Below are 12,436 nucleotides of genomic sequence, written 5' to 3' on the forward strand. Positions count from 1 at the left end.
TCCAATGACTCAAATGAATTGTTTGATTATTCACCATTACGACCAAACAGGAAAGCGAGCGGCAGAAATTCATCGCTGCCTGAAAATGCAAGTGATGTTGACAATGATTCTCAATGGTGGAATATTCGGCCGGTTTTCGTTGACCGGAGCCTTCCTTTTCTCATGTTCGGCCCTGCTTCCCGTGCCAGCCAGCCCCCTCGCTGGGTGCGCCCGGTTCATACCTACAGCTCAATGCTTATGTTGTTGATTATGCTGTTTTTTACCACCACCGGACTGACCCTCAACAATCGTCAGTGGCTGCCCGAGTCCGTGCCCGAGCAGGAAACCGAGCTGGTCCTGCCCGAGTCGTTCGCCACCACGGCGCTGTGGCAACAGGATCCCTTGCTGGCGGCGGGCCAGGTGTGGCAATGGCTCAAGGCCGAGCAGCAACTGGCCGGCGGTGAGGTGCGTTTCGACTGGACCGCCGACGAAGGTGTGCTCTTTATCGACGTCAAGCGCCCCGGTGGTTACAGCCTGGCGGAAGTGATTCCGGAAGAGGGCTCCGTGCTGGTCACTCAGCGCGGTTTCGGCTGGATGGCGGTGCTTAACGATCTGCACATGGGCCGCTACGCCGGCCCGGCGTGGAGCTGGTTTATCGATGTATCCGCCGCCGTCATGCTGCTGTTCACCCTGACCGGCTTCTGGCTGGTGCTGCCCATGCGGCGCAAGCGCGGTCGCCTGCTGGCGGCCACCGGCCTGGGCTGTGTGCTGATGGCCGGCCTGTATCTGCTGATCCTTTACTGAGTGGAGATTGTCATGAAAAAGCCCCTGCTGGCTCTGATGCTGTGTGCCGCCCCGGCCATGGCACAACCGGTGAACATCGAGATCTCCCTGCCCGAAGGCAGCGGCGGCGGCCACTACCGGCCCTATGTGGCCGTCTGGGTGGAAAACGACCGGCAGCAACCGGTCAAAACCCTGGCGGTGTGGCGCAAGGAAAGCGACTGGCTCAAAGACATGCGCCGCTGGTGGCGCAAGGCCGGCCGCTACGATCAGGGCGAACTGGACGCGGTCACCTCCGCCACCCGCAAGCCGGGGCTATACCGGCTGAGCTGGGATGGCACCGATCAGGCCGGTGAACCGGTGGCCCCGGGCAAGTACCGCCTCAACGTGGAAGCGGCCCGGGAACACGGCAGCCGCAGCCTGGTGCGCCAGGTTATCGAACTCGGCGGCGAGCCCGCCCGTTATCATCTCAAGCCCACGGAAGAGCTGGGCGACGTCATTATCAGCACAGGAGCACAATAACGTGAACAAGATGAAGGCCTCTATCGCCGCCCTGGCCCTGCTGGCCGGCAGCGTCAGCGCCCACCCGCTGTGGATGCTGCCCAGCGAATTCAGCCTGTCTGTTGAAGAAGCGAAATGGATCACCGTGGACGCCACCGCTTCCCACGGTGTGTTCAGCTTTGACAAGCCGGTTGGCCTGGACTACGTCACCATCTACAACCCGGCCAACGAGCCTGGCCGTATCGGCTCTTACTTCAAGGGCCAGCGCCGCAGCGTGTTTGATCTGGAGCTGACCGACAGTGGCACCTACAAGGTGGAGCTGCGCACGCCCGAGCGTTACATCACCAACTATGTGATTGGCAAGCGCAACACCCAGCGCCGCATTTTCGGCAACAAGCAGGAAGTGCAGGAGCAACTGCCCGAGGCCGCCCGCGAGGTGACCACCTATGCGGTGCAGAGCATCAGCGCCTTTTACGTGACCAAGCAGGCCCCGTCCCGTGAGGTGCTGGCCGCCACCGGCAAGGGCTTTGAGCTCGACGCCCTGACCCACCCCAGCGACATTGTCGTGGGCGAAGAGGCCGGGTTCCGTTTCACCTTCAATGGCGAGCCGGTCAAGGATCTCAAGGTGGAAGTGGTGCCTTACGGCACCAACTACCGGGATGACCGCCGCCAGACCGAACTGATGACCGACGCCAACGGCGAGGTGCACTTCACCCCCGAACAGGGTGGCCCGCACCTGCTGAGCACCGGCCTGCGTCAGCCCGTCGACAGCCCGCTGGCGGATCAGGCCGGGGTGAATTACCTGCTCACCTTTGAAGCCATGCCCGAATAAGGAGACCACCATGTTGCGAGCCCTGCTGCTGTGTGCGGGGCTGGGGCTGGCCGCCCCGGCCTCGGCACACTATCCGGTGATGGACTGCAGCCGAAACGGCGACAGCGTGGACTGTCGCGTCGGTTACAGCGACGGCACCCTGGCCAAAGGCGCCGAGGTGGTGATGTTCAGCTACGATGACGACGAAATCGCCCGGGCCGAGGCCGATGCCCGCTCCGAGGTGCATTTTCCCTGGAGTGAACAGGAGTTCTACATTCAGTTCGATGCCGGCCACGAGCAGCCGGCGGAATTTGATTATGTCGAGCTCTGAACTGAGCGTGGAGAGCCTGGAGCGGGTGCCGCCCAATGACGGCCGGCGCGAAACTCTCTGGGTCATGCTCACCCTGGCGCTGGTGCTGCTGGCTGGCGCCGCCGGCATTACTTGGCGCCAGCAGGTCACCCTCACCGCCGCTCCGCACACCGCCCTTAGCACTCCGGGCAGCCGGTTGCTCACCGAGCTGGCCATCGCCGCCGAGGAAATTCGCTTTATGACCCCGGAGGGCGAGGCCTGGCCCACAGTGATGCGGCTGGCCGAACTGGGCGTGCCCCCCTTTGACCGCTCTGAGCTTGTCTGGCAGCAGCCGGAAGCGGCCTGCTACAGCACCACAGAGCCGACCACGGGTGCGGCCTTTACGCTCTGGCTGGCGCCGGAAGGCGGCCTGTTTTACCACCCCGGTGGTGAGGCGCTGCACCACTGCCGGGATCTGGCCCACTGGACCAAAATGGATAAATAACAATGAAAACATGGCTATTGCTCTGCGCCGGCCTGCTGCTTGCCTTTAATGCCTCGGCCAAACACCTGGTGGTGGGCATTACCCTGCACCCCTACTACAGCTATGTCAGCAAGGTGCTGGGCGACAAGGGCGAAGTACTGCCGTTGATCCAGAGCGGCTTCAACCCCCACAGCTACGAGCTGCAACCCTCGGATCTCAAGCGCCTTGGTCGCATGGATGCCCTGGTGCTCAACGGCATCGGCCATGACGAATTCGCCATGCACGCCCTGCAGGGGCTGGCGCTGCCGAACCTGACGCTGATCCAGGCCAACCAGGATCTGCCCCTGCTCGGCGGCGGCAACGGCGACAACAACTACAACCCGCACACCTTTGTGTCCATCGACGCCGCCATTCGCCAGCTGTATACCATTGCCCGGGAGCTGGGCCGGCTCGATCCCGATAACGCCGACGCCTTTCAGGCCAACGCCCTGGCTTACGGCCGCGAGCTGCGCGCCATGAAAAACCGCTACCGGCGCGAGCTGCTGGAGCTGGACTTGTCCGGCATCCGCATCGCCAGCACCCACAACGCCTATGGCTACCTGCTGCAGGAATTCGGCATCGGCATCGACACCGTGATCGAGCCGGCCCACGGCGTGGAGCCCAGCGCCAGCCAGCTGCAGAAAACCATCGACCGCATTCGCGAGGCCGACATTCACCTGCTGTTTACCGAGCTCGACATGGAAAATCGCTATGTCGACACCATCGAACAGGCCACCGGCATTCGCATTTATCATTTCTCCCATATGACCCACGGCGACTATGACCCCGAGCTGGTCGGCCGGGAAATGGAACACAACCTGCAAACCCTGGTGCAGGCGCTGCGTTTTGCCGCCGAGGAGGCCTGATGGGACCGGGCATTACCCTTGAGCGACTGGCACTGTCCCTTAATCGGGTGCAAATTCTGGCGCCGGTGTCCGGCCACATGGCGGCGGGCCGACTGCACGCCATTATCGGCCCCAACGGCGCCGGCAAGTCGTCGTTGATGAAGTGCCTGCTGGGGCTGCAACCCCATCAGGGCGAGATCATTCGGCACTGGCCCGGGCGCCCAGGTCGGTTGGCCTATGTGCCCCAGCTGGCCCGTTTTGAGCCTTCGCTGCCCATTACCATTGAAGAGTTCATGCTCACCACCCTGAGCCGGCGGCCACTGTTTGGTCGCTCCCGCCGCCGCTGCCGGGCGCGCATCGAGGCGCTGCTGACCCGGGTGGGGCTGGAGCACAAGCTGCATCTGCGCCTGGGCCAGCTGTCCGGCGGTGAGCGCCAGCGGTTGCTGTTTGCCCAGGGGCTGGAGCGTGACAGCCGGCTCTGGTTTCTGGACGAGCCCATGACCGGCCTCGACAGCGAAGCCGAAGGCCTGATCAACCGGGAAATACAGGCCCTTAAAGCGGCCGGCGCCACCCTGCTGGTGATCCACCACGACATGGACTGGGTGCGCCGCTTTGCCGATGAGGTGTGGCTGATTGACGGTGGCCTGCGTGCCCACGGCAGTCCTTTGCAAGTGCTTCCTCAATACGCTCAACCCGGACTGGAGGCCTGCGCCTGATGGAAACCCTGCGACAGGGGGTGCTGGCCCTTTATCAGGGCGGCGTGCTGCCCGACATGTTTCAGTATGCCTTTCTCACCAATGCCCTGGTGGCGGCCCTGGTGATGGGTCCGCTGCTGGGGGCGCTGGGTCCCCTGGTGGTGGTCAAGCGACTTGCGTTTTTCTCCGAGGCGGTGGGCCACGGTGCCCTTACCGGGGTGGCGCTCGGCATTCTGCTGGGCGAGCCGGCCACCCAGCCGCTGGTGGCACTGTTCAGCTTCTGCCTGATGTTCGCCCTGCTGCTGCACTGGGTAAAAAGCCGCACTCAGGTGCCCTACGACGCCCTGGTGGGGGTGTTTCTGTCGTTTGCCATCGCCCTGGGGGCGGCGCTGCTGCTTTATGTGGCCAAGAAGGTGAACGTGCACATTCTGGAAAACGTGTTGTTCGGCTCCATTCTCACGGTCAAGGACACCGACATTCTGGTGCTGGCGGTGATCGCCGCGCTGGCCCTGTGGCTGATCTGGCGGGGCGCCAACCGGGCACTGCTGGCCAGCCTGTCGCCGGAGCTGGCACAGACCCGGGGCATCAATGTGCGGCTGTATGACTACCTGTTCGTGCTGCTGATCGCCCTGGTGACCGTGGCCTCGGTCAAGGTGGTGGGGGCCATTCTGGTGGGCGCCCTGCTGCTGATCCCCGCCACCACGGCGCGGCTGATCAGCCGCAACGGCCGCCAGTTTTTCTGGCTGTCGGTGCTGTTTTCCACCCTCAGCTGCCTGCTGGGCATAGTGGTGCCCATGGCCGGCGCCCTGCCCATTCCCTCGGGGGCGGCCATTGTTCTGTTTGCCGCCGTCGGCTTTGTGCTGGCACTGGTGCTGCGTCGCTGGAGAAACATCGAATGATCAAAAAAATCTGTCTGTTGCTGCTGTTGTGCCTGGGGTTTGGCGCCCAGGCCGCCGAACCCCGCCCGGTGCTGGCAAGCGCCGTGCCCGTGCTCCATGCACTGGGGCTGTCGCTGATGCAGGACACCGGTGTCGAAGTGGTGTATCTGCCGCCCCGGCGTCTGCCGGTGAACCGTATTTCCGGCTGGCTGGGCAAGGCCGATGCCGCCACATTGCCCGACGCCGCGGCGCTGCTGACCATAGAGTCGGTGTGGCCGGCGTTATCGACCTATCCGCTGTTGCGTCAGCGCAATATCGCGGTGATTCCGGTGGACGTGGCGCAAGAGCTGGCGCCGAGTGGTGCTCGAGTGACCCTGCGGCCGAACCTCTCCGAGCCCGATTATTTCTGGCTCGACAGCAACAACCTGCTGCTGATGAGCAATGTGGCGGCGCGGGATCTGGCCCGCATCTGGCCCGGGCAGGCCGAGCAAATCGAGGTCAACCGCCGGGCGCTGCAACGGCATATTCAGCGCCAGGCACTGGCCATGGATGAGCTGTTGTTCAACGCCAATATCGGCGCCCTCGCCACCGAGGACGACCGGCTGGTGCCGCTGGTGATGGGACTGGCGTTGCCACAGGTAAGTGGCGACCGGGCCGATCTGCGCCTGGATGCCGGCAAGGGCGGTAGCAAGCCGGGCCAGTGGCGGCTTGAGCCCCTGGCCCGGCCCGGCAAGGAGGATCTGGCCGCCTGGCTGAGCGGGCTCACCGCCAGCCTGGAGCAGGCCCTGACCGTCTCCCCCTGACCCCGATTGCCGGCGCCCGTCGTCCGCGGGCACCGGCGCCTTTCGCCTTTCTTTTTTCTGTTCCATTTTTCGGAACATGTTGTTACCAAACTTGCTCTTTGAAACTCAATGATAACCATTATCATTGGCTTCCTTCGTGGTGTATGCCCAATGTCGGGTACGCCTCATCATGGAAAAACAATCAGGTTGTTATCAAGGAGTCAACGACATGTCCGAGCCTTTCAACGCTCCCGCTCCCTTTACCCGCAATGCGCTCAGCAAGGCGCTGGGCCTGGCATTGCTGGGCCTGGGTGGCACGGCGGTGGCCGAGGAGTTTACCGCCCTGGATACCGTGGTGGTGACCGCCGCCGGCTTTGAGCAGAACATTGCCGATGCGCCCGCCAGCATTTCGGTGATCAGCCGGGAAGAGCTGGAGAAGAAGGCCTACACCGATATCACCGATGCGGTGAACAACATTCCCGGCGTCTACGTGACCGGCGGCGGCAAGGCGCAGGACATCAGCATTCGCGGCATGTCGCCGGCCTACACCCTGTATCTGGTGGATGGCCGACCGGTGTCGGCGGGCCGTGCGGTCAATACCAACGGCAGCGACGGCGGCAAGCAAATCGGGCTGCCGCCGATTTCGATGATAGAGCGCGTCGAGGTAATTCGCGGCCCGATGTCGTCCCTTTATGGCTCCGAGGCCATGGGTGGCGTGATCAACATCATTACCCGCAAAACCGCCGACACCTGGAGCGGCACCATCAGCACCGATTACACCAAGTCGTTTAATGACGTTAGCAACGATGCCCAGCAGGTCAGCCTGTTTGCCGGCGGCCCGCTGATCCCGGGGCTGCTCGGCGCCCAGGTAAACGGCAGCTGGCAGGGGGCGGATGAAAGCGACTTTGCCGGCGGCGACGACAGCGCCGCCAGCACACCGGAAAGCAAGCGTAAAAAGGGCGGCGTCAAACTGATACTGACCCCCGATGATACCAACGAATTCGGCCTGAGTTACGATACCGCCGCCCTGGATGAAACCACGACCCCGGGCAAGAGTGTGGCGGCCACCGACACCGGCTCCGAAACCACCTTTCACAAGGACGTCTATGTGCTGTCTCACGATGGTCATTATGGCGATCTGCAGCTCAGCAGCTATGTGCAGCACGACGTGTCAGAGCGGGTTCAGGATCTGACCAAGCGTGAAAAAGTCACCATTTTCAACACCCAGGGCAGCTATTTCTGGCGTGAGCATGTGCTGACCCTGGGAGGGCAGTACAAGTTTGAAGACTTTACCGACGAAACCAATGGCCTGCTGTCTACCGGCGTGCCCGGCGCCGTGGCCCAGGTGGATCGCTGGATTGCAGCCCTGTACGCCGAGGCCGAGTGGTCGCTGACCGACGATCTCAACCTCACCACCGGCCTGCGTTACGATGATGACGAGCTGTTTGGCGGACACCTGTCTCCCCGGGTCTATGCCACCTATCACCTGACCCCGGAGTGGACCCTGAAGGGCGGCGTGTCTACCGGTTACAAGCAGCCCGGGCTGGCCGAGGCCACCGAAGGCTTTGGCCGTGGCACCGGTGGCGGTGGTTCACCGGCGCCTCACCCGCGGGCACTGATCATCGGCAACCCGGATCTGCAGCCGGAGCAGAGCACCAGCTACGAGGCCGGTTTTGTCTATCAGAGCCAGGAACTGGGACTGAATTCCAGCCTGATGGTGTTCCGCACCGAGTTCAAGGACAAGATTGCGGAAGACCGCTTGTGCTCAACGGATACGGATGGTTCCACGACCAACAGGAACAATGTGTCGGCCTGGAACTGTAATTTTCAGGGAACCGATTACTACTTCCTGAGCACCCGTAAAAATATTGGTGAAGCCATGATGCAGGGGGTTGAACTGAGCCTTGACTATGACCTGACTCGGAATCTGCACCTGAGCTCCAGCTACACCTACACCGAGTCGGAGCAGAAGACCGGTGAGTTTGCGGGTGAGCCGCTGAATAAAATTCCCGAGCACATGGCCAATGCCAGCCTCGACTGGCAGAGCACAGACAGGCTCAACCTGTGGGCCCAGGCCAACTACCGGGGCGAAACCAGCGACTACCTGAGCCGCACCAGCATGGGCGATGGCACACCGAGTTACACCTTATTTGACGCGGGCCTGGTCTATGCGCTCACCCCGTCTACCGATCTGACCGCCGGCATTTACAACATTGCCGACAAGGAAGTGACCAATGATACCTATGGCGCCGTGCTCGACGGCCGCAGGGTAAACCTTGGCATCAGCATCGATTTCTGAGGTAGTGCAACGCGCGGGGTGCGCCGAGCGTTGATATTCGGAGTGGTCGGCACTGCGCCGGCCACTCCGCTTTTTCTTGTGTCAATTTCACACTTTTGGCCTGAACGGTTCTCACTTCTTTTAGCCTCCTTTCCGGTTGGGATAGGATTGGCGTGTGGAGCTTGTTTCCTTGTTGCGTGGAGGTTTGCATGCAGGATTTGCTGGAGCTGGAAGGCTTTGCCACCGTTATGGCCTGCGGCAGCCTGACCGAGGCCGCCCGCCGGCTGGGTTTGCCCAAGTCTACCCTGAGCCGGCGGCTAAGCCAGCTCGAGTCCCGCCTTGGCCAGCCGCTGTTGCACCGCCGGGGCAACCGGCTGCAGGCCACCGAGGCGGGGCTGTTATTTGAGCGCTACAGCCGGCAGATTTTACGTCTGGCCGAGCAGGGCCGCCAGGCCATGGACGATCTGCGCGAAGAGGTGAGCGGTGAACTGGTGGTGCGGGTACACAGCAGCTTTATTCGAGGCTGGTTTCCCCTGGCGCTGGAGCGTTTTCTGGCCGATTACCCCGGTGTGCGCATCAGCCTGCATACCGAAACCCGGCCACCCAGGGCCGATGAGGGACAGGGAGAGATCTGGCTGTGGCTAGGATCGGATCCGGACTGCGGCCTGCGCCATGAGGTGCTGTGTCGCTGGCCCTGCGGCCTGTATGCCAGCCCCGGCTATGCGGCCGGGCGTGAATTGCCGGCGCACCCGAGCGAGTTGCCGGCGCACCCCTGGGTAGACTGGCTGGGAGTAGCGGCCGAAGGCCTGATATTGCGTCATGACACCGAAGGGGAATATGCCTTTCAGCCACCGCCTTCACGGCTGACGGTAGACAATTACATGCTGCAGCTGGACGCCCTGGTGCGGGGGCAGGGAATAGGGGTATTGCCGGTGCGCTTTGCCGAGGGGCATCTGAAAGCCCACCCCGGCAACCTGCTGGCCTGCCTGCCCGGATGGCAGCCGCCGGCCTTGCCGCTGGGTTTGCTGTATTCGTTCGGACGCCAGCCCAAAAAAGTGACCGCCCTGCTGGCGCACCTGCGCCATAGCCTGCCCCACGACTGGCGCTGACTGCCGGCCCGGTCGATCAACAGTACAGGCGCTGTCGCACGGGGCGGTTGCCCATGTTCACCAGTCGCTCCAGGGCCGGTGCAATATAGTGCCGATACCGGTCCTGAGTCAGTTGCAGCAGGCCCAGGGCCGCGTCGTCCAGAGACGGCGACAACCGGTAATAAACCCACTGGCAATCGCGGCGGTCGGCGAGCAGGCCGCACCGGCGCAGCAGTGCCAGGTGACGGGAGATCTTGGGCTGGGTTTCGTTCAGGGCGTGGGTCATTTCACACACGCAGACCTCGCCTTCGACCATGATCAGCATCACCAGCTGCAGCCGCGTGTCGTCGGCCAGCGCCTTGAACAGGGAAAGGGGAGAGGAGGCGGTTACCACAGGCTTTTTTCCTGCCGATCCTGTACCAGTACCAGCAGTTTGATGCGCTCGTAAATTTCCTGAACCACCTTGGTGGCATCGGCCTGGGAGCAACAGGGCTCGTCCTCGAAGTGCCAGGCCATAAAGCGGTCGCCGGGCAGGGCGGCGGCGGTGGCTTCTGCCTGCTCACACAGGCTGACGACAATATCGAAATATTCTCCGGCCACGGCATCCAGCCCCTTGCAGTTCAGCCCTTCGGTATTGACGCCCAGTTTGTGCAGGGCGGCGAGGGCATTGGGGTCGGCCTGGGTTGGCTGTACGCCGGCGCTCATTACCCGGTAGCGATCGGCCGCCAGATGGCAGAGCAGCGCCTCGGCGATGAGTGAACACACCCCATTGCTGTGGCAGACAAAAAGCACGGAAGTCATGGCAACGTCTGTTTCCTGATTAATGCGCTCATCTTATATATGGACTTTCGCATGTCAATCTTGCTGTCATGCCACTGTCATAAAAACGCCAACCGGGCCAGTGTTGTTCCACAAAATGCAACCAGATGTTCAGCATTTTTCCTGAAAAACGGTAACGCAAACCATTATCATTATTCGGTTTTGAATGGCCTATTCGTCGTGCTACAGCCGGAGATGTGTTATGTCAGCAATGTTTGTAACCCGCACCCTGCGTGCCCTTGTCATGTTTACCGGCCTGCTGGCCGCCCAGGCCCATGCGGGGGAACGCACGCTGGAAACCCGTTATGGACCCCTTACCCTGAATGGCGAGGTCAAGCGGGTGGTCACCCTCTATGAGGGTGCCCTCGACAGCAGTGTGGCGGTCGGCATCACGCCGGTCGGGGCGGTTGCCACTCGGGGCGGTGACGGCGTTGCCGGCTACATCCAGCAGCAGGTGGAAAATGTGGCCATGGTGGCCACCACTCGAGAAACCAACCTGGAAGCGGTGATCGCGCTGCAGCCGGATCTGATCCTGGCGTCTTCCACCCTGCCCGAAGAGCAGTACCGGCTGCTGTCGGCGGTGGCGCCCACCCTGGTGCCCGACGTTGAATATTATCAGCCTGATACCTGGAAAAATGAGGCGCTGGCCTACGCCCGGGCCCTGGGCCGTGAAGCGCGCATGAAGCGGGTGCTGGCCGGGCTGGACGAACGTGCCGAAGGCCTGCAGCAGCGGGTGCAGCGGCAACTGCCGGAGCAGGATCGTCAAGCGGTACTGGCACGCTGGATGCCTCAAGGGGCGCTGATGATGTCAACCAGACTGTTTTCCACCAGCCTGCTGGCCGCCGCCGGCTTTGACGTGCAAGACGGTGGCATCGTCAAGGCGGGGCGTCCGCACAGCTCACCGCTGAGCCTGGAGAACCTGTCGCTGATGGATGAGGACTGGATTTTCATGGCCACCCTGAACGAGGATGGCCGCGCCGCCATGGCGGCCGCCGAAAGTTCTCCCGCCTTTGCCCGCCTGTCGGCGGTAGCGCGAAACCGGGTGATGCCGGTCGACGGACAGGTCTGGACCAGTGCCTCCGGACCGCTGGCCGCCGGAGTCATTCTCGATGACATTGAGCGTATTCTGGAACAGGCCGAAAACTGATGCACACTCTGGCCCGGGCGCCTGCCCGGCGCTCGCTGCCGGTGCTGGTGCTCGGCGGCGGCCTGTTGCTGCTGGCGGTATGCGTGGCCAGCCTGATGCTGGGGGCGGGCGAAGTAACGCCGGGGCAGGCGCTGGCGGTGTTGTTTGGCGGTGGCAATGAGCAGGCCCGATTTGTGCTTGCCGAGCTGCGCGGCCCCCGCACCCTGATGGGGCTGGTCACGGGCATGGCGCTGGGTTGCGCCGGCGCCCTGATGCAGACCCTGGCGCGCAACCCCCTGGCCGAGCCGGGCTTGCTGGGCATCAGTGCCGGCAGCGGCTTTGCCGTGACCCTGGCGCTGTTGCTGGGCGCCAGCTCGGTCACCCTGTCGGTGCACGTGGCCCAGCTCGGCGCCCTGGCCGGCTGCCTGCTGGTGCTGAGTGCGGCCCGGCTGCAGGGTACCGGCAATGATCCGGTGCGGCTGGTGCTGGCCGGTGCCACCCTGTCCAGCCTGCTGCTGGCATTGACCTCGCTGGTGCTGTTATTTGATCAGCGCAGCGCCGATGAAATCCGCTTCTGGATCATCGGCAGCGTGGCCGGACGGGATCTGGCCACCCTGATGCAGGTGCTGCCGTCGCTGTTGCTGGCGCTGTTGCTGATGTTGTTGTTGGCGCGGCCGCTGGCGGCCCTGGCGCTGGGAGAAAGCGTGGCCACCGGGCTGGGTCATCATCCCGGGCGTGTGCGCCTGCTGACGGTGCTGGTGGTGGCCCTGCTGACCGGCTCGGCCACCGCCGTGGCCGGCCCCGTGCTCTTTGTGGGGCTGGTGGTGCCCTTTGCGGCCCGGGCCCTGGCCGGACCCGATATTCGCCGCAGCCTGTGGCTGAGTGCCCTGCTGGGACCGGTGATGGTGATTGCCGCCGATACGGTATCGCGCCTGCTGGTGGCCCCGGCGGAGTTGCCGCTGGGGGTGCTGACCGCCCTTATCGGCGCTCCCGTGCTGATCGCCGTGGTGCGCGGCCGCCGCCTGCCTACCCTGTAATGTAA

The 12,436-nt window shown here is 63.3% G+C and carries 15 protein-coding genes; 13 read left to right on the plus strand and 2 right to left on the minus strand.

The features are described 5' to 3' along the window. Positions 1-162 precede the first annotated feature (162 nt). The 11 genes from OJHNALOF_RS10410 to OJHNALOF_RS10460 all read left to right on the plus strand — a co-directional run bounded on the left by OJHNALOF_RS10410 (position 163) and on the right by OJHNALOF_RS10460 (position 9,470). Positions 163-783 (plus strand): PepSY-associated TM helix domain-containing protein, encoded by a 621-nt coding sequence (locus OJHNALOF_RS10410; RefSeq protein ID WP_255459178.1) that lies wholly within the window; start codon positions 163-165, stop codon positions 781-783. A 12-nt stretch (positions 784-795) separates the two neighbouring features. Beyond that, positions 796-1,281, plus strand: a complete 486-nt coding sequence (locus OJHNALOF_RS10415; RefSeq protein WP_165661987.1) for a DUF2271 domain-containing protein — start codon at positions 796-798, stop codon at positions 1,279-1,281. 10 nt (positions 1,282-1,291) lie between these two features. Next, positions 1,292-2,092, plus strand: a complete 801-nt coding sequence (locus OJHNALOF_RS10420) for a DUF4198 domain-containing protein (protein WP_240919711.1) — start codon at positions 1,292-1,294, stop codon at positions 2,090-2,092. A gap of 10 nt (positions 2,093-2,102) precedes the next feature. Then, a complete protein-coding gene (locus OJHNALOF_RS10425) occupies positions 2,103-2,402 on the plus strand; it encodes a hypothetical protein (RefSeq protein WP_094201542.1) in 300 nt (99 codons plus the stop codon). Then, positions 2,389-2,865, plus strand: a complete 477-nt coding sequence (locus tag OJHNALOF_RS10430) for a hypothetical protein (RefSeq protein ID WP_165661989.1) — start codon at positions 2,389-2,391, stop codon at positions 2,863-2,865. The genes OJHNALOF_RS10425 and OJHNALOF_RS10430 overlap by 14 nt, the downstream gene beginning before the upstream one ends. Before the next feature lie 2 nt (positions 2,866-2,867). Then, positions 2,868-3,749: a metal ABC transporter solute-binding protein, Zn/Mn family gene (locus OJHNALOF_RS10435; RefSeq protein WP_094201544.1), complete on the plus strand. Its 882-nt coding sequence runs from the start codon at positions 2,868-2,870 to the stop codon at positions 3,747-3,749. Further along, a complete protein-coding gene (locus OJHNALOF_RS10440; RefSeq protein WP_165661990.1) occupies positions 3,749-4,444 on the plus strand; it encodes a metal ABC transporter ATP-binding protein in 696 nt (231 codons plus the stop codon). The genes OJHNALOF_RS10435 and OJHNALOF_RS10440 overlap by 1 nt, the downstream gene beginning before the upstream one ends. After that, positions 4,444-5,322, plus strand: coding sequence for a metal ABC transporter permease (locus tag OJHNALOF_RS10445; RefSeq protein ID WP_094201546.1), 879 nt, complete (start codon positions 4,444-4,446; stop codon positions 5,320-5,322). Before OJHNALOF_RS10440 ends, OJHNALOF_RS10445 begins: the two co-directional genes overlap by 1 nt. Further along, the gene (locus OJHNALOF_RS10450; protein WP_165661991.1) at positions 5,319-6,104 is read left to right on the plus strand and encodes a hypothetical protein; all 786 of its coding nucleotides are present in this window, start codon (positions 5,319-5,321) and stop codon (positions 6,102-6,104) included. Before OJHNALOF_RS10445 ends, OJHNALOF_RS10450 begins: the two co-directional genes overlap by 4 nt. A gap of 208 nt (positions 6,105-6,312) precedes the next feature. Then, a complete protein-coding gene (locus tag OJHNALOF_RS10455; protein WP_165661992.1) occupies positions 6,313-8,382 on the plus strand; it encodes a TonB-dependent receptor domain-containing protein in 2,070 nt (689 codons plus the stop codon). A gap of 188 nt (positions 8,383-8,570) precedes the next feature. Then, positions 8,571-9,470 (plus strand): LysR family transcriptional regulator, encoded by a 900-nt coding sequence (locus OJHNALOF_RS10460; protein ID WP_094201549.1) that lies wholly within the window; start codon positions 8,571-8,573, stop codon positions 9,468-9,470. A gap of 16 nt (positions 9,471-9,486) precedes the next feature. On the opposite strand, the gene OJHNALOF_RS10465 is transcribed toward OJHNALOF_RS10460, so the two are convergent. Together OJHNALOF_RS10465 and OJHNALOF_RS10470 are read right to left on the minus strand one after the other, a co-directional pair. Then, positions 9,487-9,843, minus strand: a complete 357-nt coding sequence (locus OJHNALOF_RS10465; protein ID WP_094201550.1) for a metalloregulator ArsR/SmtB family transcription factor — start codon at positions 9,841-9,843, stop codon at positions 9,487-9,489. Continuing rightward, positions 9,837-10,250 carry an ArsR family transcriptional regulator gene (locus OJHNALOF_RS10470; protein WP_094201551.1) on the minus strand — a complete coding sequence of 138 codons (414 nt, stop codon included), beginning with the start codon at positions 10,248-10,250 and terminating at the stop codon, positions 9,837-9,839. The genes OJHNALOF_RS10465 and OJHNALOF_RS10470 overlap by 7 nt, the downstream gene beginning before the upstream one ends. A gap of 220 nt (positions 10,251-10,470) precedes the next feature. Between OJHNALOF_RS10470 and OJHNALOF_RS10475 the strand changes: the two genes are divergently transcribed. Both OJHNALOF_RS10475 and OJHNALOF_RS10480 read left to right on the plus strand, forming a co-directional pair. Continuing rightward, complete coding sequence (locus OJHNALOF_RS10475; protein ID WP_165661993.1) at positions 10,471-11,415, plus strand: ABC transporter substrate-binding protein; 945 nt, start codon at positions 10,471-10,473, stop codon at positions 11,413-11,415. Further along, on the plus strand, positions 11,415-12,431 hold the full coding sequence (locus OJHNALOF_RS10480) for an iron ABC transporter permease (RefSeq protein WP_165661994.1): 1,017 nt from the start codon (positions 11,415-11,417) through the stop codon (positions 12,429-12,431). The genes OJHNALOF_RS10475 and OJHNALOF_RS10480 overlap by 1 nt, the downstream gene beginning before the upstream one ends. Positions 12,432-12,436 lie beyond the last annotated feature (5 nt).

Source organism: Oceanimonas sp. MB9 (genome assembly GCF_011319775.1).
GTDB lineage: Bacteria > Pseudomonadota > Gammaproteobacteria > Enterobacterales > Aeromonadaceae > Oceanimonas > Oceanimonas doudoroffii.